This is a genomic window from Streptomyces sp. NPDC020597, from assembly GCF_044335095.1.
Classification (GTDB): Bacteria; Actinomycetota; Actinomycetes; order Streptomycetales; family Streptomycetaceae; genus Streptomyces.
Map to the genome: position 1 here is coordinate 64,854 of NZ_JBIRUL010000028.1, position 20,736 is coordinate 85,589.

The 20,736-nt window shown below is 73.5% G+C and carries 17 protein-coding genes; 9 read left to right on the forward strand and 8 right to left on the reverse strand.

Annotated elements, in window-relative coordinates; translation table 11 throughout:
- Window positions 1-95: 95 nt before the first annotated feature.
- From ACH4ZA_RS32920 to ACH4ZA_RS32940, 5 genes are read right to left on the reverse strand one after another with little or no spacing between them, the layout of a single operon-like run.
- The gene (locus ACH4ZA_RS32920) at window positions 96-965 is read right to left on the reverse strand and encodes a biotin-dependent carboxyltransferase family protein (RefSeq protein ID WP_398432910.1); all 870 of its coding nucleotides are present in this window, start codon (window positions 963-965) and stop codon (window positions 96-98) included.
- On the reverse strand, window positions 962-1,579 hold the full coding sequence (locus ACH4ZA_RS32925) for an allophanate hydrolase subunit 1 (RefSeq protein WP_398432933.1): 618 nt from the start codon (window positions 1,577-1,579) through the stop codon (window positions 962-964). Before ACH4ZA_RS32925 ends, ACH4ZA_RS32920 begins: the two co-directional genes overlap by 4 nt.
- A 2-nt stretch (window positions 1,580-1,581) precedes the next feature.
- Window positions 1,582-2,340, reverse strand: a complete 759-nt coding sequence (locus ACH4ZA_RS32930) for a LamB/YcsF family protein (RefSeq protein WP_398432934.1) — start codon at window positions 2,338-2,340, stop codon at window positions 1,582-1,584.
- A gap of 29 nt (window positions 2,341-2,369) precedes the next feature.
- Window positions 2,370-3,224: a putative hydro-lyase gene (locus tag ACH4ZA_RS32935; RefSeq protein WP_398432911.1), complete on the reverse strand. Its 855-nt coding sequence runs from the start codon at window positions 3,222-3,224 to the stop codon at window positions 2,370-2,372.
- A complete protein-coding gene (locus ACH4ZA_RS32940) occupies window positions 3,221-4,522 on the reverse strand; it encodes an MFS transporter (RefSeq protein WP_398432912.1) in 1,302 nt (433 codons plus the stop codon). Before ACH4ZA_RS32940 ends, ACH4ZA_RS32935 begins: the two co-directional genes overlap by 4 nt.
- A gap of 170 nt (window positions 4,523-4,692) precedes the next feature.
- Between ACH4ZA_RS32940 and ACH4ZA_RS32945 the strand changes: the two genes are divergently transcribed.
- The 4 genes from ACH4ZA_RS32945 to ACH4ZA_RS32960 all read left to right on the forward strand — a co-directional run bounded on the left by ACH4ZA_RS32945 (window position 4,693) and on the right by ACH4ZA_RS32960 (window position 12,683).
- Window positions 4,693-5,421: a GntR family transcriptional regulator gene (locus tag ACH4ZA_RS32945; protein ID WP_398432913.1), complete on the forward strand. Its 729-nt coding sequence runs from the start codon at window positions 4,693-4,695 to the stop codon at window positions 5,419-5,421.
- A 58-nt stretch (window positions 5,422-5,479) separates the two neighbouring features.
- Window positions 5,480-7,006 (forward strand): hypothetical protein, encoded by a 1,527-nt coding sequence (locus tag ACH4ZA_RS32950; RefSeq protein ID WP_398432914.1) that lies wholly within the window; start codon window positions 5,480-5,482, stop codon window positions 7,004-7,006.
- 88 nt (window positions 7,007-7,094) lie between these two features.
- On the forward strand, window positions 7,095-7,973 hold the full coding sequence (locus ACH4ZA_RS32955) for a hypothetical protein (protein WP_398432915.1): 879 nt from the start codon (window positions 7,095-7,097) through the stop codon (window positions 7,971-7,973).
- Between the two features lie 69 nt (window positions 7,974-8,042).
- Window positions 8,043-12,683 (forward strand): hypothetical protein, encoded by a 4,641-nt coding sequence (locus tag ACH4ZA_RS32960; RefSeq protein ID WP_398432917.1) that lies wholly within the window; start codon window positions 8,043-8,045, stop codon window positions 12,681-12,683.
- Window positions 12,684-12,771: 88 nt separating this feature from the next.
- On the opposite strand, the gene ACH4ZA_RS32965 is transcribed toward ACH4ZA_RS32960, so the two are convergent.
- Window positions 12,772-13,392, reverse strand: a complete 621-nt coding sequence (locus ACH4ZA_RS32965) for a hypothetical protein (RefSeq protein ID WP_398432918.1) — start codon at window positions 13,390-13,392, stop codon at window positions 12,772-12,774.
- A 420-nt stretch (window positions 13,393-13,812) separates the two neighbouring features.
- Here ACH4ZA_RS32965 and ACH4ZA_RS32970 point away from each other — a divergent pair, with 420 nt between their 5' ends.
- From ACH4ZA_RS32970 to ACH4ZA_RS32985, 4 genes are all read left to right on the forward strand, one after another.
- Entirely contained in the window at window positions 13,813-16,671 is a 2,859-nt protein-coding gene (locus ACH4ZA_RS32970) for a nitrate- and nitrite sensing domain-containing protein (RefSeq protein ID WP_398432935.1), read from the forward strand.
- Window positions 16,668-17,099 (forward strand): roadblock/LC7 domain-containing protein, encoded by a 432-nt coding sequence (locus tag ACH4ZA_RS32975; RefSeq protein WP_398432920.1) that lies wholly within the window; start codon window positions 16,668-16,670, stop codon window positions 17,097-17,099. Before ACH4ZA_RS32970 ends, ACH4ZA_RS32975 begins: the two co-directional genes overlap by 4 nt.
- A gap of 9 nt (window positions 17,100-17,108) precedes the next feature.
- Window positions 17,109-17,504 carry a DUF742 domain-containing protein gene (locus ACH4ZA_RS32980; protein WP_398432921.1) on the forward strand — a complete coding sequence of 132 codons (396 nt, stop codon included), beginning with the start codon at window positions 17,109-17,111 and terminating at the stop codon, window positions 17,502-17,504.
- A 133-nt stretch (window positions 17,505-17,637) separates the two neighbouring features.
- Window positions 17,638-18,240 (forward strand): GTP-binding protein, encoded by a 603-nt coding sequence (locus tag ACH4ZA_RS32985; protein WP_398432922.1) that lies wholly within the window; start codon window positions 17,638-17,640, stop codon window positions 18,238-18,240.
- Window positions 18,241-18,366: 126 nt separating this feature from the next.
- Here ACH4ZA_RS32985 and ACH4ZA_RS32990 read toward each other — a convergent pair whose 3' ends face one another.
- Window positions 18,367-19,557 carry a lipid-transfer protein gene (locus tag ACH4ZA_RS32990; RefSeq protein ID WP_398432923.1) on the reverse strand — a complete coding sequence of 397 codons (1,191 nt, stop codon included), beginning with the start codon at window positions 19,555-19,557 and terminating at the stop codon, window positions 18,367-18,369.
- Window positions 19,554-19,979, reverse strand: a complete 426-nt coding sequence (locus tag ACH4ZA_RS32995) for a Zn-ribbon domain-containing OB-fold protein (RefSeq protein WP_398432936.1) — start codon at window positions 19,977-19,979, stop codon at window positions 19,554-19,556. The genes ACH4ZA_RS32990 and ACH4ZA_RS32995 overlap by 4 nt, the downstream gene beginning before the upstream one ends.
- A 207-nt stretch (window positions 19,980-20,186) precedes the next feature.
- Between ACH4ZA_RS32995 and ACH4ZA_RS33000 the strand changes: the two genes are divergently transcribed.
- Window positions 20,187-20,723 carry an NUDIX domain-containing protein gene (locus tag ACH4ZA_RS33000; RefSeq protein ID WP_398432924.1) on the forward strand — a complete coding sequence of 179 codons (537 nt, stop codon included), beginning with the start codon at window positions 20,187-20,189 and terminating at the stop codon, window positions 20,721-20,723.
- Window positions 20,724-20,736 lie beyond the last annotated feature (13 nt).

Genomic DNA, 20,736 nt, shown 5'->3' on the forward strand with positions numbered 1-20,736 from the left:
CCCGGCGTCGCAGGGCCGTCCGTTCAGGAGGACCGCCCCGAACGGATCGTCGCCGCCTCACCGCCGTCCCGTCGGCTTCCCGGCGCTCCGCCGCGTCACCTCCGCCGTACGGCCACGAAGCGGACGGGGGTTCCCGGTGCGGCCTGGGCGGCCGCCGGCAGGTCGGCCGCGCGGACGACCCCGATCACCGGGTAGCCGCCGGTCGTCGGATGGTCGGCCAGGAAGACCACCGGCCGGCCCGCGGGCGGGACCTGTACGGCGCCGAGGACCATGCCCTCGCTGGCCAGCTCCCCGTCCAGGGCCCGCTCCAGTACGGGCCCCTCCGTGCGCAGACCGATGCGGTTGCTCGCCGAGGACACCTGGAAGGTGCGGGCGGTGAAGTCCCGCAGCGCGTCGGGGGTGAACCAGTCGTCGCGGGGGCCGAGCGTCACCCGCAGGACCAGTTCGGCCGGGGGCGCCGGCTGCGGGGCGACGTCCACGCGCGCGTGCGGTGCGCCCTCGCGCCCCAGGGGCAGCACCGTGCCGTCCCGGAGCGGCGCGGGGCCGAGGCCGGAGAGCAGGTCCGTCGACCGGCTGCCGAGGACCTCCTCGACGGTGATGCCGCCGGCCACCGCCACATAACCGCGCACTCCGCGGATCGCCGGCCCGACGTCCAGCACCGCACCGGCGGGCACCCGCACGGGCGCGCCCCAGGAGGCCGGCCGGCCCCCCACGGTGACCCGGCAAGGGGCCCCGCCGACCGCCACCGTCACGTCGGAACGCGGTGCGAGGGCGCAGCCGGTCAGCGTGGTCTCCAGGACGGCCGCGTCGGGCGGATTGCCCACCAGGCGGTTGACCAGGGCCGCCGCGGGCGCGTCGAGCGCTCCGGAACGCGGCACGCCCAGATGCGCGTGCCCGGGCCTGCCCCGGTCCTGAACGGTGGTCAGCGCCCCGGCGCGGACGACGGACATCGCTCGGTCGCTCATGCCTCGTCCTCCGGTACGAAACGCACCCGTGTGCCCGGCGACAGCAGCGCGGCCGGCTCGCGCGCGTGGTCCCACAGCACCGCGTCCGTGGTGCCGATGAGCTGCCAGCCGCCCGGTGACGCCCGGGGGTACACACCCGTGTAGGGCCCCGCCAGCCCCACCGAACCGGCCGGCACGGCGGTCCGCGGGGTCGACCTACGGGGGACGTCGTAGCGCGCGGGCAGGCCCGTCAGATACCCGAAGCCGGGCGCGAAGCCGCAGAACGCCACCCGGAACTCCACGGCCGCGTGGATACGGGCGACCTCCCGCTCCGGGACGCCCCACCGGGCGGCGACCTCGGCCAGGTCCGGGCCGTCGTAGCGGGTCGGGATCTCCACGACGTCCTGCTCGCGCGGGGGAGCCGGCGGGACGTCCGCGGCGGCGAGCTCGGACGCCACCCGGTCCGGGTCGGACAGGCCGTCCAGGAGGACCGTGCGGGCCGCCGGGACGATCTCGCGGGCGCCGAGCAGGCCCGCCGCGCGCCGACGCACCAGCTCGGCGTGCAGCGCCTCGGCCTCCGCCCCCGACGCCACCTCGACCAGCAGGGCGTCGTCGCCGACGGGCAGGATGCGCATGCTCATGCGAAGGCCTCCACCCGCACGCCCGACTCCTCGAGCCCGTGCCGCACCCGCCGGGCCAGGTCCACCGCACCGGGCGTGTCCCCGTGCAGGCACAGGGAACGCGCGCGGACGTCGATACCGGTCCCCGTCTCGGAGACGACCCGGCCGGTGCGGGCCAGGCTCACCGACCGCGCGACGACGTCGTCCGGGTCGGTGACCACGGCGCCGCTTCGCCCGCGCGGCACGAGCGTGCCCCGCTCGGTGTACGCGCGGTCGGCGAAGGCCTCCGGGACGGCCGGCAGCCCCGCCGCGCCGGCCAGCTCCAGCAGCCGGGAGCCGGGCAGTCCGAGGACGGGCAGCGCGGCGTCGGCGAGAAGCACTCCCTCGACCACCGCGCCGGCCTGTTTCTCGTCGTGCACGACCCGGTTGTAGAGCGCGCCGTGCGGCTTCACGTACGCCACGCGCGCGCCCGCCGCCCGGGCGAACACCTCGAGGGCGCCGATCTGGTACGCCACCTCGGCGGCCAGTTCGGCGGACGGCACGTCCATCGCGCGCCGCCCGAAACCCGCCAGGTCCCGGTAGGAGACCTGGGCGCCGATCGTGACTCCCCGCTCGACGGCCAGCGCGCACACCCGCCGCATGGTGACCGCGTCCCCGGCGTGGAAGCCGCAGGCCACGTTGGCGCTGGTGACGACCGACAGGAGCCGCTCGTCGTCGGTCAGCTGCCAGCGGCCGAAGCCCTCGCCGAGATCGGCGTTCAGATCGATCGCGGTCATCGCGGTCATGATTCCTTCGTACCTCTTTCTCAGGCCACGCGGTACTGCTCGTCGCGGGCGTCGGTGAGGAACATCTGTCCCGGGGCGTGGGTGAGGGCGAAGGGCGGGCGCGACGCCGTCACCACGGCCTGCGGAGTGACGCCGCAGGCCCAGAACACGGGGATGTCGTCGGGCTCGGCGTCCACCGGATCGCCGAAGTCGGGGCGGCCGAGGTCGACGACGCCCAGAACCGAAGGGTCGCCGCAGTGCACGGGACCGCCGTGCACCGCCGGGAGCAGACTGCTCTCCCGGATCGCCGTCGCCAGGTGCCGCGGAGGCACCGGCCGCATGGACACCACCAGGGGCCCGTGCAGCCGGCCCGCCGGGCGGCACTCACGACTCGTCACGTACATCGGAACGTTCCGGCCCTGCTCGACGTGCCGGATCGGGACGCCCGCCCCGGACAGGGCCCACTCGAAGGTGAAGCTGCAGCCGATCAGGAACGACACCAGGTCGTCGCGCCAGTACGCGCGCACGTCCGTCGGCTCGTCGACGAGCTCCCCGTCCTCCCAGACCCGGTAGCGCGGCAAGTCGCTGCGCAGGTCCGCGTCCTCCGCGAGGACGGTCGTCCAGGAGCCGGCGTCCGTGACGTCGAGGACGGGACAGGGCTTCGGGTTGCGCTGGCAGAAGAGCAGCATGTCGTACGCCCAGTCCGCCGGCACCGAGATCAGGTTGGCCTGGGTGTGCCCGGCCGCCACCCCGGCCGTGGGTCCCGCCAGGCCCGTCCGGAAGCGGGCCCGGGCCGCGGCGGGGCTCCACGCGTGCGCGTGCTCCTCGACGAGGGTGACGGGACGGTCCGCGGCGCTCGGCGGACACTGCTCCCGCGTGAGGGTAGGTCGGTTCACTCCAGTTCCTTTCCACGCGTCTCCGGAAGCCCCAGCAGTGCCAGGGCGGCGATGGCGTACCCGATCGCGCCGAAGACCAGCGCGCCGCCCACGCCCCAGCTGTCGGCCAGGAACCCGACCGTCGTGGGGAAGACGGCGCCCACGGCGCGGCCGGTGTTGTAGGTGAAGCCCTGACCCGTGCCGCGCAGGGCGGTCGGATACAGCTCGCTCAGATACGACCCGAAGCCGCTGAAGATCGCCGACATGCAGAACCCGAGCGGGAAGCCGAGCACGAGCAACAGGGTGTCCGCGCCGCTCGGGATGTTCGCGTACGCCAGGATGCACACCGCCGACAGCAGGGCGAACAGCCAGATGTTGCGGCGCCGGCCCAGGCGGTCGGTGAGGTATCCGCCGGTCAGGTAGCCGAGGAAGGCTCCGGAGATCAGGAACGTCAGATAGCCGCCTGTGCCGACCACCGACAGCCCGCGCTCCGACTTGAGGTAGGTCGGCACCCAGGTCGCCAGCGTGTAGTAGCCGCCCTGTACGCCGGTCGAGAGCAGTCCCGCGAACAGCGTGGTCCGCAACAGCGGCCCCCGGAAGATCGCTGGGAACGAGCCCCTGTCGGCGTTCCGCGCGCGTGCGGCCTCGGCCCGGGGCGCGTCCTTCACCCGGCGCCGCATCCACACCACGAGCAGGGCGGGCAGCGCGCCCGTCCAGAACATGACGCGCCATGCCATGTCGTCGCCGAAGAACGAGAAGACGAGTGTGTACGCCAGCGCCGCGAGGCCCCAGCCCACGGCCCAGGAGCTCTGGATCGCGCCGAGGGTGCGGCCCCGGTGCTTCGCGCTCGCGTACTCGGCGACCAGGATCGCGCCGACCGCCCACTCGCCGCCGAAGCCCAGCCCCTGCAGGGAGCGGAAGACCAGGAGCGTCTCGTAGGTGGGCGCGAAACCGCAGGCGACCGTGAAGACGGCGTACGTGATCACCGTGATCATCAGGGCTCTGACCCGGCCGATCCGGTCGGCCAGGACGCCGGCGACGGCGCCGCCGACGGCGGAGGCGACCAGCGTGACGGTGGTGAACAGGCCCGTCTGGGCGCTGTCCAGACCGAAGTACGCCGCCAGCGCCACCATGCTCAGCGGCAGCGTGAAGTAGTCGTAGGAGTCGAGGGCGTAGCCGCCGAACGCGCCGGCGAAGGCGCGCCGGCCGCGCGGTCCGAGCGCCCGCAACCAGCCGAGAGCCCCGTCGCCAGGGGTGTGTTCGGCGGTGGTGCGGGGGGTGTCGGCGGTCGGGACCGGCCGGGGAGGAGTCGTGCTCATGGGCACCTCGCTGAGGGATGACGGAGGGTGCTGAGGGTGAGCCGTGCCGTGCGGGAGGCGGGTCGCCGCGGTGGGGACGGGCGGCGCCATGAGACGAAGGTAGAGGATCGTTGAACGATCCTTCAATACCCCTGTTGTCTCGTTCTTCTGTCTGCGATTGAATTCCGGGCATGGCAGAGCAGCTGGCCGGACTGGCCGACGACCGCGCCCTCCTGGGCCGTACGAGCACGGCGGAGCGGGTGTCGGACATCCTCAGGAGCCGCATCGCCGAGGGGTACTTCCCGCCGGGGACACGGCTTTCGGAGGACAGCATCGGCGGGGCGCTGGGCGTCTCCCGCAACACGCTGCGCGAGGCGTTCCGGCTGCTCACGCATGAGCGCCTGCTCGTCCACGAGCTGAACCGGGGGGTGTTCGTCCGGGTCCTGACCGTGCAGGACGTCGAGGACATCTACCGCACCCGCGCCCTGGTCGAGTGCGCCGTCGTCCGGGGGCTGGGCGAGCCCCCGTACACGCTGGACGCCCTGCGGGCGGCGGTCACCGAAGGACAGGTGGCGACCCTCGAGAACGACTGGAAGGCACTGGGCACCGCCAACTTTCACTTTCACCGGGAGCTGGTCGCCCTGGCCCAGAGCGCGCGCACCGACGAACTGATGCGCAGCGTCTTCGCCGAGCTGCGCCTCGCCTTCCACCTCGTCGAGGACCCGCGCCGGCTGCACGAGCCCTACCTGCAGCGCAACCGCCAGATCCTGCAGGCCCTCGAGGCCGGCGACAGGGCCGAGGCGGAGAGGCTCCTCGAGGTGTACCTCGCCGACTCGCTCGAACGGGTGGTGGAGGTCTACCGGCGGCGGGTGAGCGAGGAGGCCCCGCGCGACGACCGAGGTCCCGCCGCGGCGCCGTGACGCCCGTCGCTCTGCGTCGTTTGGGTCGATGTCAGACCGAGGACCTAGTCTGTGCAGCGTGACTTCGCCTGCTCCGACGGACCGTGTTCCGCCCCAGCTCAGCGCGGCGCCGCGCCCCGCACCGGGCCCGGCCGCCGACGAGGGGCTGGCGCGGCGGCTGCGTGCGCTCGCCTGCACCGCGCCGATCCACGACCTCGACGCGCGCAAGGCCAACCTCGCGGGTGAGTACTCGGTCTACGGCATGGCGGAGATCGCCCTCGCCGCCATCGACCTCGTCACGCTGAACATGGACTTCGACACCGGCGCCGACCACGACCAGATAGTGGCCCGACTGCTGCCGCGCATCGCCGCCCAGGCCCCCCGGCGGCCCGTCGCCGAGCACGAGCGGGTGGCCCGCTGGGTCCTGGAGAACCTGATCAACGTGGGCAGCGTCGACCGCGGCTTCCGCGCCGCCTACGGCACGTTCGCGCCCGACGGCACCTATGTGCGCCGCGACTACGACTTCAAGCTGATCGAAGAGGTCCCCGGCTACGGCGGCGCGGTCTACCTCCGGACGACCGACGAGGCCGTCAACGTCCTCGTCGGGGCCCTCGACACCGATGTCACCAGCGCGCAGATCGCCGCCGAGGTCAAGCTCGAGGTGCTCATCCGCCGCGGCCGTCTCGCCGACGCGCAGCTCGCCGCCGAGCAGGCCCGCTACCGCACCGTGCAGTACTCGGAGACGCTGCGCCGCGCCCTCGAGGCCACCCGGCGCAACGTGCGCGCGGTGGACTGGCTCAACGCCGTGCCCGACATGATCGCCGAAGCCCTCGACCACGTGGCGGACCGCTACCGCCACGAGAACGCGATCCTCACCAACATCCGCAAGGCCCGCGACGAGATCGAGGACGCCGAGAACAAGCGGCGGGCCGCCGAGCTCGTCGACATCGTCAAGGACTGCATCCGCCGCCACACCCAGTTGCAGTCCCGGCTGCTGGAGGCCGGACCGCTGTTCCGCGCCGAGCAGGACCGGCAGGCCTTCGCCACCCCGATGACCTCGTCGGGCATAGACCTCTACGGGCACCTCGTCACCCCCGTGCTGCCGTTGCCGCTGGAGCAGGCCGTCCGTGTCACCGACGCGTTCTTCGCCCGGGGGACCGGTCTGCGCACACCGGGAGCCGTGCGGATGGGCGACCTCGTCGACCTGCTGCTGACGCCGCCGGTGGAGCGCGAGCACCTCGGAGCGGAGATGCCGGAACCGGATCTCATCGCCACCCCGGACGACAGCAGGTTCAGCGAGGAGCAGCTGGCCGCCGCCAAGCTGCTGCTCGACCTGCCCGCGGACGCCCCGCGCCGACTGTCCGGGCTGCTGGCCGAAGCACGACGATCCGACCCCGAACTGCCCTATCTGGTGGCCCTGCTGGCGGTGCACGCGGCCAGCCCCGCGGTCGGCACCGCCTATCGGCAGGGCGAGGAGAGACTGCTCTTCGCCGTCGACGACGGCACCGAGCTGGACGACCCGGAATTCGGCGGGGCCGACCTGATCGTCGGCACGGCACTGCTCGACGCCGCCGGGATGGCGGCGGACCGCACGGAGGCGGCATGAGCAGGACCTGCCACCGCCTGTACGAACCCACCCCCGCGCCCACGTACGGGCACACGCACACGCATACGCACACCGAGGAGCCGAAGCCGTGACCGAGCACGTCGAGTGGAGCGACGCGGAGGCACCCGCTCCGGCGGCGCACACCGCCGTCACCCCCGCCGACGCCGCCGACGCGGCGCGGCTCGTCGCCTTCGGGTTGCAGCCCAGACTGCAGCCCGCGCGCGACCAGGAGTACGCCGAGCTGCTGCGGCGTCACCGGGAGGACCCGGCCTTCGCGCGGCTCGCCGACGCCGTCGCCGCAGGACTCGGGTTGATCGTGCTGGAGGTGTCCCCGCGCGCGGGGATGGCCGTCACCGCCGCCGAGGACTCCGTCTTCGCCGTCCGCATGGGCGACTACGCGCGTCGTACGTCCGCCGACGGCGGCGACCGCTTCCTGCACGGCCTCGCGCACCTCGCCGTCGCCGCGATGGCCTATCCCCGGCCCGAGGACCTGGCCGACGACGGCTACATCGGACGGGTCAGCGTCAACGGCGTCGACGCCTTCGTCCGTCAGGCCTGCCGCAGGCTGGAGGAGCGGGCGGAGCAGCAGGGAGAGAACACCGACCCCGCGAGCGACGCACCCGGTCTGGAGGCCGCCTGGCGGATCTGGGCCAGACGCAGCGCCACCGGCGCCACCAAGGACGCGCGCAGACTGGCCGGTTCCACCACCGGCATCGTCGGCAAGGCCGTCGCCTTCCTCACCGACTCCGGCTTCCTCCAGCGGACCGGCGACGACAACGGCGGCACCTATCGGACCACCGCCCGCTACCAGCTCCAGGTCCGCGACATGGCGGGCGCCGCCGCCATGGCCGAACTGCTGGAGCTTGGCGTCGTCCCGGTCACCGACGGCGTCCCGACGCTGCTGCCCGCCGAGGAGAGCGACGACCTGGAGCTGGTGGCCGACGCCGGACTGCCGTTCCACTCCTGAGGCTCCGTCCTCCTGCGAGGGCCCGGCCCTCGATCCCCCCGTTCTGCCGAAGACTTACGAGAGTCCGCCATGTACGAGCTGTCCCGGGTCCGCCTCTACTCGATCGGTCCCGCCGGTGCGCGCTACGCCGACACCGTGCTTGACCTGCGGGGCGTCGGCGACGTGGTGCCCGACCCCGCCCCCACCCAGGCGGAGTTCTTCGAGGAGGAGCCGGTCGGCCCGCCGCGCCGGCCCGCCCCCGCGGGCGTCCTCTTCCTGGAGAACGGCGGCGGCAAGTCCGTGCTGCTCAAGCTGATCTTCTCCGTGATGCTGCCGGGCCACCGCAACACCCTCGGCGGCGCCAGCTCCGGAGTGCTGCGCAAGTTCCTGCTCGCCGACGACTGCGGACATGTGGCGCTCGAGTGGCAGCACGTGCTCACCGGCGAGTGCGTGGTCGTCGGCAAGGCGAGCGAGTGGCGCGGGCGGCAGGTGTCCAACGACCCGCGCAAGTTCGCCGAGGCCTGGTACTCGTTCCGGCCCGGGCCCGGGCTGAGCCTGGACAACCTGCCCGTCGCCGAGGCCACCGCGGTCCGCCCGCCCGTCGAGGGGGCGTCCGGGGCGCAGGGCCGCCGGCGCACCATGAAGGGCTTCCGGGACGCGATCACCGAGGCCGGGAAGGCCTATCCGCACCTGGAGGTGCACTGGGAGGAGATCCACGACCGCTGGATCGAGCACCTCGGCGAACTGGGCCTGGACCCGGAGCTCTTCCGCTACCAGCGGGAGATGAACGCCGACGAGGGCGAGGCCGCCGGTCTCTTCGCGGTCAAGAAGGACTCCGACTTCACCGACCTGCTGCTGCGCGCGGTCACCGACACACGTGACACCGACGGGCTCGCCGACCTGGTCAGCGGCTTCGGCAACAAGCTCGGCCGACGCGCGGAGCTGATCGCCGAACGGGACTTCACCGCAGGGTCGGCCGACCTGCTCGGGCGGATCGTCGAGGCTGCCGGCGCGCGCTCACGCGCGCGCGAGGTCCACACCGCGGCCGAGCGCCGCACCCGCGCGCTCGCCCGCCGGCTGTCCGCACGGGGAGTGCGGGAGAAGACACGCGCCGGCGACCTCGCCCAGCGGGTCACGGCCGCCGCGTACGCCGTCACGCACTCCGAGGGCGCACGCGAGCGCAGCGCCCTGATCGCCGCCGAACTCGCCTTCCGGCACGCCTCGCTGGCGCTCGCCGCCGCCGAGAAGTCCGCGGCCGCGCAGAAGCGCGAACTCGCCGACGGCCGCACCCTGCACGCCGCCTGGCAGGCCGCCGAGGCCGTACTGCGCCACCGGGCCGCCGCCGACCGCGTCGCACGCGTGTCCGCCGCGATCCAGGAAGCCGAACGCGACGCCGCCCCCGCCCTCGCCGCCCGCGCCCGGGCCGCCGTCGACCTCGTCCGCGCCCTGCACGCCGCCGCCGACGGCGCCGAGACCCTCGCCAACGAGGAGGAGGAGCGCTCGGCCGCGCTCCAGGAGGTCGGCGAGTCCGCCCACCGCGACGCCACATCCGCCGCGACCGACGCCCAGCGCGCCCGCAGCGAGGTGGGACACCTGCGCCAGCGGCTCTCCGAGGTCGAACAGGAGACCGCCGAAGCCGTACGCGCGGGCTGGCTCGACGACAGCGCCCCCGACGCCGACCCGGCCCGCGCGGCCCTCGCCGCCAGCGACGCCGAGAAGACGGCCGTCGCCGCCTGGGACACCGCGCGCGAGACCTCGGCCCGCGCCGCCGAACACGCACGTGAGGCCGCCTCCGCCGAGTCCCGCGCCGAGCTCACCGCCGCCCGCGCCGCCGACGCGGCCACCAGTGCGGGTCGCTCCTACGAGGCCGAGCGGCGGCTCGCCGCATCCCTGGCCGGCGAGGAACGCCTCGCGGAACTGCTCGGGCTGACCGGTCGCGGAACACGCCCCCGGATTCCCCAGCCCCGCCAGGACGGCGAGCCGGACGACGGCTCCGCACTGACCCCCGAGGACCTTGACCGCTGCGCCGACGAACTGCGCGACCTCCTCGACGACGCCGTCTCCTCCGCGGAACGGCAGCTCTTCGAACTGCGGACCGCCGCCGCCGACGACTCCCGCATCCTCGGCGCGCTGGGCGACGGCGGACTGCTGCCGCCCGGCCCGGACGTCCTGGCCACGGTCGAGTTCCTCGGCGAGCACGGAATCCCCGCCCTGCCCGGCTGGCGCTACCTCGCCCAGGCCGTCGACCCCGCCGACCACGCCCGTGTGCTCGCCGCCCGGCCCGAACTGGTCGACGGCGTGATCATCACCGACCCCGGCTCCCACGCACGCGCGCGTGAGGCGCTCGGCGACGCCGCACTGCTGCCCCGTTCCGCCGTGGCCGTCGGCACCGCCGCCGCCCTGCTCGCCCCGACCCCGCCCGCCGACTCCGACGGCGGTCTCCGGAGCGAGGTCTTCCTCGTCCCGCCGAACCCGGCCATGCACGACGAGCACGCCGCCGACGAGGAGCGTCAGGCGCTGCGCGCCCGGGCCACCGAGCGCGACGAGGACATCCGCCGTCTCGCGGGACGTCTCGCCAAGGACCGGGAGCTGTCCGCGCGCCTCGCGTCCTGGCGGGCCGGCTGTCCGGCGGGGCGCCTCGCCGAACTGGCCCGGGCCGCCACGGAGGCGGGCGCCTTCGCCGAGGAGTCCGAGGCCGAACTGGCCGAGGCGCGCAGCGTGCGCGCGGAGGCCGAGGAGAGCGCCGCCGAGGCCGCCCAGGCCCGCGACGAACACCAGGACGCCGCGCAGCGCGCCAGGCGGGCCGCCGACGCCCTCGCCGGGCTCGCCTTCCGGCTGCGTGAACGCGCCGGCTGGCAGGTCAAGGTACGCGAACTCGCCGACGAGGCGGCCGAGTCGGAGGCCCGCGCCCAGTCCTGCCTGGAGCGTGCCCGGGCCGCCGACGAGGACCGGCGCGGTGCCCAGCGGGCCGCGGACGACGCCCGCCGCACCGCGCGTGCGCTGCGCGCCGAGCGCGCCGAGATCGCCGGCGCCCCCGACGACGTCCCGCAGGACGGGGCGGCCGCGCCCACGGCCTCCTTGCCCGCGCTGCGCGAGGCCTACCGGGCCGCGTCCCTGCTGTACGAGAAGGTCGGCGTCGGAGCCGACCTGCGAGCCGAACAGGCCCGGGCGGAGAGCGACGAGAGCGCCGCTCGCACCGAACTGGACCGGCTCAGCAACAAGGTCCGCACCCGCGCCGAACAGCTGCTCCAGTCGCCCGACGGCTCCGACGGGCCCTCCCGGCAGGCCGCTGCCGCACGCGCGGAGGAGCTGGTGCAGCTTCTGGAGACCCGTATGTCCACCGCCAGCGAGCAACTCGGCCGGCTGCGCGGCGAACACGAACGGCTCGCACCCGATGACGGCGAGGCGCACACCGAGCTGGCCGAGGAACTCCAGCCCCGCGACGCCGAGCACGCCCAAGCGCTGCTGCGCACCGCGACCGCCGAACTCGCCGCCCGCGCCGAGGCCTTGGACCAGTCACGCGAGGCGCACGCCGAACTCCTGGCCGCCCATCGCGCAGCCGAGGACGCGGCCGGCGGCTTCGACGAGATCGCCGCGATGCTCCGCGACCTGCTGCGCGAACACACCCCGGAGGAGGAGCAGGAGGAGACGGAGCCCTACCCCGGCGTCCTGGAGGAGGCGCGCAGGTCGGCCGCCGAGGCCCGCCGCTCGCTGCGCGGCTGCGCCGCCGACCTCTCCGCCGCGGAGTCGTCCGTGCGCGAGGCGAGCGACGTTCTCGTCCGGCACGCCAACTCCACACGCTACGAGCAGGTGCGCACCCCCGCGCGCCAGCAGATCCGCGAACTCCCCGCCTCCGCGCTGCCGGAGCACGCGCAGAAGTGGGCGGACGCCTTCGCTCCCCGGCTGCGCGTCCTGACGGACGAACTGGCGCAGCTGGAGCGCAACCGGGACTCGATCGTGGACCGGCTGCGGGGGCTCGTCGAGTCCGCGCTCGCCACTCTGCGCTCGGCCCAGCGGCTGTCCCGGCTGCCCGAGGGGCTCGGCGAGTGGTCCGGACAGGAGTTCCTGCGCATCCGCTTCGAGGAGCCCGACCAGGCGACCCTGGTCGAACGGCTCGGCGAGGTCATCGACGAGGCGACCCGCGCGGCGGTGAAGAAGAACTCCGACCTGCGGCGCGACGGCATGTCGTTGCTGCTGCGCGGGGTGGGCGCGGCCCTGCAGCCCAGGGGCGTCGCCGTCGAGATCCTCAAGCCGGACGCGGTCCTTCGGGCGGAGCGCGTCCCCGTCGGACAGATGGGCGACGTGTTCTCCGGCGGTCAGCTGCTCACCGCCGCCATCGCCCTGTACTGCACGATGGCGGCCCTGAGGAGCAACGACCGGGGCAGGGACAAGCACCGGCACGCCGGCACGCTGTTCCTCGACAACCCCATCGGGCGGGCCAACGCGACCTATCTGCTGGAACTGCAGAGGGCGGTCTCCGACGCGCTCGGCGTGCAGCTCCTCTACACCACCGGCCTGTTCGACACCACGGCCCTCGCGGAGTTCCCGCTGGTGATCCGTCTGCGCAATGACGCCGACCTGCGGGCGGGCCTGAAGTACATCAGTGTCGAGGAGCATCTGCGGCCCGGTCTGCCGCAGCAGACCCCGGCGGCGGACGGCGACGGGGTCCAGGCGCACAGCGAGATCACGGCGACACGGATGTACAGAAGGCCCGCACCGAACGCCGGTTGACCGACCCGTACGGTTGACGGAACTCCGTGGGCAGGCGGCGTTCCCCGGGGACCGGCCTGAGGCTGCCTCAGGCCGGTCTGAGGCAGCCTCAGGGATGGGACAGCTGGCCGGTGCCGCCCTGCCTGCGTATCCGCTCCTGTGCCCGCTCGGCGCTCCGTTCCTGCCGTCGTGCCCTGCGCTGCTCGCGTCGCAGGGCACGCGCGGTGCTGCTCGGCGTCGACACCACACCGTTGCGCTGGTTCCACACCTGGCGGGTCACCCAGACGTCGAGCGCGCCCCAGGTGGCCAGCACGGTGCTGACCACGCTGCTGATCACCATGGGGAAGGCCAGCCAGGACCCGGCCAGCGTGCACAGGAAGGCGACCATCGCCTGAATCAGCGTCACGGCGATGACGAGCACCGCGCGCACGGCCGCCGTACGCACCGGGTCGGGCATGCGCCGCCGCTTCGCGGGCTCCTCCACCCACAACGGCCGGTAGGCGACCCGCCCTTGTCGCGCGGAGGAGCCGCCGTCGGCAGCGGCTCCGGCGCCGGTGGACGCCGGGAGGCCCCGGTCCGCCGACCCGCCCGCGCCCGGCGTGTGAGCTCTCCGCTCCGTACGCACCGGCCCGTCCGTGCCGCCGTCGTCCGGTGCCATCGGGTCCCACAGCGCCGTACCGCCCGCCGCCGCACCGTCCTCGGACGCCTTGCGCCGCTCCGCCGTGCCCATCACCGTGTCACTCCCCACCGCCAGCAGACCGCTCGCCTCCGAGTCGAAGACCCGGCTCCCCAGTGGCTGCCCGGCTTGCGCTGAATTACGCCGCCCAGGTGCGGCCTACGGCTCGTGTGGCCGATTCCGCCCCCAGCTCCCATGGAGAAGGACGATCGACGTGCCCTGATTGTTCCCTCGTTGCGAAAAATTCTGGCCAACTCGTGCGTGGAGTCGACCGGATCCGCCCGGGCCCGGCGCGCGGGATTCCGGGCTGCCATCTCCCGTAATGTTCGGACAACACGCCATGTCTCGCCCTCGGTACGGAAGTTCAGGTTCCGGACGGCTCTTCGAGTTAACTGTGTGTCGGTAGTAGGCTCTCGCCGTTTGTTGACGCACATGCGTACCCCCGACCGGTGGGGGTTCGAGCTGGGGGAGGCCATGCGCTTTCGCGGGAAGTCGATCCGCCGGAAGATCGTGGCGCTGCTTCTCGTGCCGCTGGTGTCCCTGACCGCCGTCTGGGGCTTCGCCACGGTACTCACGGGCCGCGAGGCGAGTCGCCTGTTCACCGTGTCGGCCGTCGTCGAGAAGGTCGGCTACCCCCTCGAGGACACCGTCCGCGTCGTCCAGCAGGAACGCCGCCAGACCCTCGTCTACCTCGCCGACCCCCGGGCCTCCAACGCCCTGACCGCGCTGCGGCGCACCAGGACCTCCACCGACGAGGCGCTCGCCGAGATCCGCGGGAACGCGCAGGACCCCGACGTACGCGATGTCCTGGACCAGGACGACGGCCAGGGCCTCACCGTGGTGCTGGACGGGTTCGACGGCATCGACTCGCTGCGCCGGAGCGTCGAGGAACGCACCGTCACACGGACCCAGGCGCTGAACCTCTACACCCAGCTGATCGACCCCTGTTACACCCTGCTGTCCAAGCTGGACGTGGTCGACAGCGTGGAGATGGACAAGCAGTACCGCGCCCTGGTCAGCGTCGCCCGCGCGCGTGAACTGCTCTCCCGGGAGGACGCGCTGCTCGGTTCCGCCCTGGTCGTGGGCCGGCTCCGCCGCGAGGAGATCCGCGAGGTCTCCGACCTCGTGGCCCAGCGCGAGGTGATCTACGAGATCAACCTCGCGCAACTGCCCACCGCGGAGAGCCAGCGCTACGACGCCTTCTGGAAGAACGCCACCACCGCAACGCTGCGCACGGCCGAACAGGCCGTCATCGGCGGCACGTCCGGCGACCTGCCCCGCGGTGTCAGCGCCCGCAACTGGGACACCGCGGCCGGAAACGTCCTGGCCGAACTCGGCACGCTGGACGAGCAGGCCAACGACCGCTACCAGGACCGTGTGCGGCCGGTGGCGATCGAGGTCATCGTCAAGGCGGTCGTCGCCGGCGTCTTCGGGCTGATCGCGCTGCTCGTCTCCCTCGTCCTGTCCGTGCGCATCGGCCGCGGCCTCATCCGCGACCTGCGCCAGCTGCGACTGGACGCCCACGAGGCGTCGGGCGTGCGGCTGCCCAGCGTGATGCGCCGCCTGTCGGCGGGCGAACAGGTCGACGTCGAGACCGAGGTGCCGCGGCTGGAGTACGACAAGAACGAGATGGGCGAGGTCGGCCAGGCCCTCAACACGCTGCAGCGCGCCGCCGTCGAGGCCGCCGTCAAACAGGCCGAACTGCGCTCCGGGGTCTCCGAGGTGTTCGTCAACCTCGCCCGCCGCAGTCAGGTGCTGCTGCACAAGCAGCTCACCCTGCTCGACACCATGGAGCGCCGCACCGAGGACACGGAGGAACTCGCCGACCTCTTCCGCCTCGACCACCTCACCACCCGCATGCGCCGTCACGCCGAGGGCCTGGTCATTCTCTCCGGCGCGGCCCCCTCCCGGCAGTGGCGCAAGCCCGTCCAGCTCATGGACATCGTGCGCGCGGCGGTCGCCGAGGTCGAGGACTACGAGCGCATCGAGGTCCGCCGCCTGCCGCGCCTCGCCGCGACCGGCCCGGCCGTCGCCGACCTCACGCACCTGGTGGCCGAACTCCTCGAGAACGCCACGGTGTTCTCCCCGCCGCACACCGCCGTCCAGGTGTTCGGCGACCGGGTCGCCAACGGCTTCACCCTCGAGATCCACGACCGTGGCCTCGGCATGGCTCCCGAAGCGCTTCTGGAGGCCAACCTCCGGCTCGCCGAGACGCCGGAGTTCGAACTGTCCGACACCGACCGCCTCGGACTGTTCGTGGTCAGCCGGCTCGCCCAACGGCAGAACGTCCGCGTCTCCCTGCAGCCCTCTCCGTACGGCGGGACCACGGCCGTCGTCTTCATCCCCGACGCCCTGCTGACCGACGACGTCCCCGACACCAACGGCATCGGCTTCCGGCTCGACCGTCCCCGGCCCCCGAAGGATTCGGAGCCGGCCGAGTCCCGCAGGCCCGCGCTCTCGCCGGCCGCTGCGCAGCTCCCCGGTCTGCCGGTCTCGGTGCTCGACGGCCCCGTCGAACTGGAGGCGCCCGTCGACCTGAACGCCCTCGGCGGCTTCCCCGCGGTCCTGGAGGACGAGGACGACCACGGCGGGCTGTTCCGCCCCCGCCGCTCGCTCACCGGCGACGACGACCCCGCGGCCCGCGCCGTCGATCTCTCCCGGGCGCCGGGCGCCGGCCTCGGCGACCCGGCGAAGCCCGCCGACGGCCCCGCCGCAGCGGTTCCGCCGCCGCCCGGCCGCCACACGCCCAAGCTGGTCAGCTCGCACGGCCGTCCGGTGACGGAACCGCGGCCGCTGCGCGCCGATGCCGACGCGGAGCCCCCGGCCAGGCCCGGCTCCCGCCGCCGGGCGGACGAGGGGCCGGCGCCCCTGCCGTCACGCCGCCGCGGCACGACGGCCCAGATCCCCCGCAGCGGCGGCACACCCGAGCGCCCCGCCCTGCCGGAGCACCCGAGCCGAGGCCCGGCACCGTCTTCCCAGCCGCCCGGGCTGCCGCGCCGGGTCCGTCAGCCGTCGGCGTCCGAAGGCGGCTTCGACGGCCTCGCCGCAAGCCCGGACCCGGCCGCCGCGCCGACGGGCGACGCCGGCGCCCCGGGGACCGGAGCACTGCCCCGGCGCGTGCGGCAGGCGAACCTGGCGCCGCAGCTGAGGCAGAGCCAGGCGCCCCAGGCGCCGAAACCGGCCGATCCCGCCGACCGCGACGCCGACGAGGTACGCAGCCGCATGGCCTCGCTCCAGCGCGGCTGGCAGCGCGGCCGCGTAGAGAACGCCGCGGGCGACGACGCCCACAGCGGCACAGCACCACGAGGAACGACAAAGGGGGACGGTCGATGACCGCACCGAAGGCGACCGACCACACCACCCACAACGGCGAGCTGAACTGGCTCCTAGACGAACTCGTCGAACGGGTCGCCGGCATCCGCAAGGCGGTGGTCCTCTCCGGCGACGGCCTGGCGACAGGGGTGTCCAAGGACCTGTCGCGGGAGGACGGCGAGCATCTGGCCGCCGTCGCCTCCGGATTCCACAGCCTCGCCAAGGGCGTCGGCCGTCACTTCGAGGCCGGCAACGTCCGCCAGACCGTCGTCGAGCTCGACGAGGCCTTCCTGTTCGTCACGGCGGCCGGCGACGGCAGCTGTCTCGCCGTCCTCTCGGACGCCGACTCGGACGTGGGCCTCGTGGCGTACGAGATGACGTTGCTGGTCAAGCGGGTCGGCGTACATCTGGCCACCACGCCGCGCACCGATCTGCCCTCGGGCGGGTAGTGAGACGGCATGAGCACAGACGGCCAGGGAACAAGTCACTGGTTCGACGACGAGGCCGGACCCGTCGTCCGTCCGTACGCCATGACGCGCGGTCGGACCACCAGTGCGGTCCAGCACCGCCTCGACCTGATCGCGCTCGTCGTCGTCGAGCCTCATGCCGACGATCCGGACGCGGACGCCTCACTGTCCCCCGAGCACGTGCACATCGTGGATCTGTGCAGGGAGGCGCCGCAGTCGGTCGCCGAACTGGCCGCCGAACTCAATCTGCCCATCGGCGTGGTGCGGGTCCTCGTCGGTGACCTCGTGGACGCCGAGTTCGTCCATGTGAACCGGCCGGTGCCGCCGGCCGAGCTGCCGGACGAGAGTATTCTGCGCGACGTGATCAACGGCCTCCGAGCGTTGTGAGCAGCACCGAAGCGCAACGCGGACGACGACATGACCGGTCGGCGTCCGCCCGCACCGGGACGAGTCCCGCACCCCTCGAGCCGGGCCGCGTGGAGCACCCCCCAGTCAAGCCATCGAGCAGGAGAAGCAATCGATGATCTTCGGGCGTTCTGAGCGCGGCGGGCCGGTCGAGCCCGTCACGCTCAAGATCCTGGTGGCGGGCGGCTTCGGCGTGGGCAAGACCACCCTCGTCGGCGCCGTCAGCGAGATCAAGCCGCTGCGCACGGAGGAGTACCTCACCGAGGCGGGCCGCCCGGTGGACGACACCACCGGCGTCGAGGGCAAGCACACCACCACCGTGGCCATGGACTTCGGGCGCATCACGCTCCGCGAGGACCTGGTGCTCTACCTGTTCGGGACACCCGGCCAGGAGCGCTTCTGGTTCATGTGGGACGAGCTCTCCGAGGGGGCGCTCGGCGCGGTCGTGCTCGCCGACACCCGTCGGCTGGGGGACTGCTTCGCCGCCGTGGACTACTTCGAGCGGCGCTCGATTCCCTTCCTCGTCGCCGTCAACTGCTTCGAGGGCGCCGCCCTTTACCCCGAGCAGGACGTGCGCGGGGCCCTCGACCTCGACGACGGTGTGCCGGTGGTGCTGTGCGACGCCCGCGACCGCAGGTCGGTCCGGGACGTGCTGGTCGGCGTCGTCCAGCACGCCATGGACTTCGGCGCCGAACGCCGTCAGACCGTCACCACCTGAGAGCCCGCCGACCGGATCGCCGGCCGGCTCGCCCAACGGCCGCACCATGTGACGAAGCCCCCACGGCACGTGGGCCTCGGCGGCGGCTCCGGCACGTCACCGGCGCCGACGTCGTACGGCCGTCCCTCACCGCACCGCGACCACCGCCGAGCCGTGACCGAACAGCCCCTGGTTCGCGGTGAGGGCGACACGGGCCCCCGAGACCTGGCGATCGCCGGCCTCCCCCCGCAACTGCCGGGTCACCTCGCACACCTGGGCGATCGCCTGCGCCGGCACGGCCTCCCCGAAGGAGGCCAGCCCGCCGCTCATGTTCACCGGTATGCGGCCGCCCGGGGAGGTCGCGCCCTCCCGCAGCAGCTTCGCGGCCCCACCGCCGCCGCACAGCCCCAGATCCTCGTACCACTGCAGTTCCAGTGCGGTGGAGAGGTCGTACACCTCTGCCAGCGACAGGTCCTCAGGGCCGATGCCCGCCTCCTCGTAGGCGGCTCGGGCGATCGACGCCCGGAAGGGCTCACCGCCCGGTTCGACCCCCGCCGCCGAGTCGGTCGCGATGTCCGGCAGGTCCAGCACCGTGTGGGGGTACCGGGGCGTCACGGTGGACACGGCCCTGATCCGCACCGGGTCGGCCACCCCCCGTCGCCGGGCGAACTCCATGCTGGACAGCACCAGCGCGGCCCCGCCGTCCGAGGTCGCGCAGATGTCCAACAACCGCAGCGGATCGCAGACCACGGCGGAGGCGGCCACCTCTTCCGCCGTGACCCGTTGCCGGTAGCGCGCGTTCGGATTCAACGCGCCCATGGCCGCGTTCTTCACCTTGACCTGCGCGAAGTCCTCCAGGGTGTCCCCGTGAACCGCCATTCGCCGACGCGCGTACAGCCCGAAGTACGCCGGGTTGGTGGCCCCGAGCACGCGGAAGCGCAGCCAGTCCGGGTCGTCTCGACGGTCACCTCCCGCAGGCCGGAAGAACCCCTTGGGCGCGGCGTCGGCGCCCACCACGAGCACCACGTCGGCCATGCCGGCGAGGATCTGCGCCCGTGCGGTGTCGATCGCCTGGGCCCCCGACGCGCAGGCCGCGTACACACTGGTGACCTTGGCCCCCTGCCACCCGAGGGCCCTGGCGAAGGTGGCCCCGGCCACATACCCCGGATACCCGCCCCGTACGGTGTCCGCGCCCACGATCGAGCCGATCTGCGGCCAGTCGACCTCCGCGTCCGCGAGGGCCGCACGCGCCGCTTTCACCCCGTACTCGACGAAGCTGCGCCCCCACTTCCCCCACGGATGCATCCCCGCGCCCAGCACCGCCACGTCCGCCGTCATCCCGCCACCCCCGTGGGCCGCCACCACCAGGTCGTCCAGGTCGTTTCCGCGTCCTCGTCGAGCACCCCAGGGACGACCTCCACCTCCATGCCCACCGTCAGTTCGGCGACGGTGATCCCGGGAACCGCCTGCCCCAGCACCACGATCCGCTCGGACGCCAGCTCCACAGCGATCAACGCGTACGGTTCCCAAGGAAGTTCCGGATCGGTCACGTACGGTGACGGAGGCCGGTACCGGCTGTCCGTGTACGACCAGACGCGACCGCGCCGCGACAGCGGGACTTCTTCCAGTTCGCCGCCTGGGCAGGCCGGGTTGCGGCAGTACGTGTCCTCGCGGGGGAAGAAGACCGACCGGCACGCCGCGCAGCGCGTCCCGAGCAGTCTGAAGCCGTCTCCCTCCCCGGTGAACCACCCGGCGACCACCGGCGTGCGTGCACGTGACAAGAATGCCTCCCGGACACGAAGCCTGACGGACCGTCAGATTGTGCCATGCTCACCCGTGATTGGGCAGGGACAAGGCAGGAAGCGGACTTCAGGGACCCCGGCTCCCGGGCCGCCCCGACCTCCTGGACCTGGAGCGGCCCACCGCCCCCGTACACCGCCTCCGCAAGATCGGATACGCTCCGCCGCGTGTCCGAAACTCTGCACTCCACGACGAACTCCGCACGCGACTCCCACTGTTCGAGCTGCGGAGCGCCCTACGGGGAGGGCGTCACCGGCTGGCCCCGAACCTGCCCGGCCTGCGGCGCCGTGGCCTACCGCAACCCGCTGCCGGTGGCCGTCGCGCTCCAGCCCGTGTACGACGCGAAGGGCACCGCCCTGGTCGTCATCACCCGAACCATCGCTCCCGCGCGCGGGGGCGTCGCCCTGCCCGGCGGTTTCATCGACGACCGCGAGGACTGGCGGCAGGCCGTCGCGCGCGAGCTCAGGGAGGAGACCGGCATCGACGCCGCGGCCCGTGACGTGCGGCTGGCCGACGCCATGAGCTCCCCCGGCGGCCACCTGCTGCTGTTCGGGCTCCTCCCCGAGCGGCCCGCCGACCGGCTGCCCGCCTCCGCCGCCACGGACGAGACCGAGGGCTGGCACCTCCTGCGCCGGGCGGAGGAGCTGGCGTTCCCTCTGCACACACTGGCCGCACGGGCGTTCTTCGAGGGCCGCTACATCTGAGGTCCGTCCGGGT

Excerpts from the sequence above, each read along its gene's own strand:
- ACH4ZA_RS32980 (WP_398432921.1), top strand. The coding sequence starts at position 17,109 with ATGAGCACAGACGGCCAGGGAACAAGTCACTGGTTCGACGACGAGGCC.
- ACH4ZA_RS32990 (WP_398432923.1), bottom strand. The coding sequence starts at position 19,557 with ATGACGGCGGACGTGGCGGTGCTGGGCGCGGGGATGCATCCGTGGGGG.
- ACH4ZA_RS32970 (WP_398432935.1), top strand. The coding sequence starts at position 13,813 with ATGCGCTTTCGCGGGAAGTCGATCCGCCGGAAGATCGTGGCGCTGCTT.
- ACH4ZA_RS32960 (WP_398432917.1), top strand. The coding sequence starts at position 8,043 with ATGTACGAGCTGTCCCGGGTCCGCCTCTACTCGATCGGTCCCGCCGGT.
- ACH4ZA_RS32920 (WP_398432910.1), bottom strand. The coding sequence starts at position 965 with ATGAGCGACCGAGCGATGTCCGTCGTCCGCGCCGGGGCGCTGACCACC.
- ACH4ZA_RS32925 (WP_398432933.1), bottom strand. The coding sequence starts at position 1,579 with ATGCGCATCCTGCCCGTCGGCGACGACGCCCTGCTGGTCGAGGTGGCG.
- ACH4ZA_RS32965 (WP_398432918.1), bottom strand. The coding sequence starts at position 13,392 with ATGGGCACGGCGGAGCGGCGCAAGGCGTCCGAGGACGGTGCGGCGGCG.
- ACH4ZA_RS32930 (WP_398432934.1), bottom strand. The coding sequence starts at position 2,340 with ATGACCGCGATCGATCTGAACGCCGATCTCGGCGAGGGCTTCGGCCGC.
- ACH4ZA_RS32985 (WP_398432922.1), top strand. The coding sequence starts at position 17,638 with ATGATCTTCGGGCGTTCTGAGCGCGGCGGGCCGGTCGAGCCCGTCACG.
- ACH4ZA_RS32945 (WP_398432913.1), top strand. The coding sequence starts at position 4,693 with ATGGCAGAGCAGCTGGCCGGACTGGCCGACGACCGCGCCCTCCTGGGC.
- ACH4ZA_RS32940 (WP_398432912.1), bottom strand. The coding sequence starts at position 4,522 with ATGAGCACGACTCCTCCCCGGCCGGTCCCGACCGCCGACACCCCCCGC.
- ACH4ZA_RS32975 (WP_398432920.1), top strand. The coding sequence starts at position 16,668 with ATGACCGCACCGAAGGCGACCGACCACACCACCCACAACGGCGAGCTG.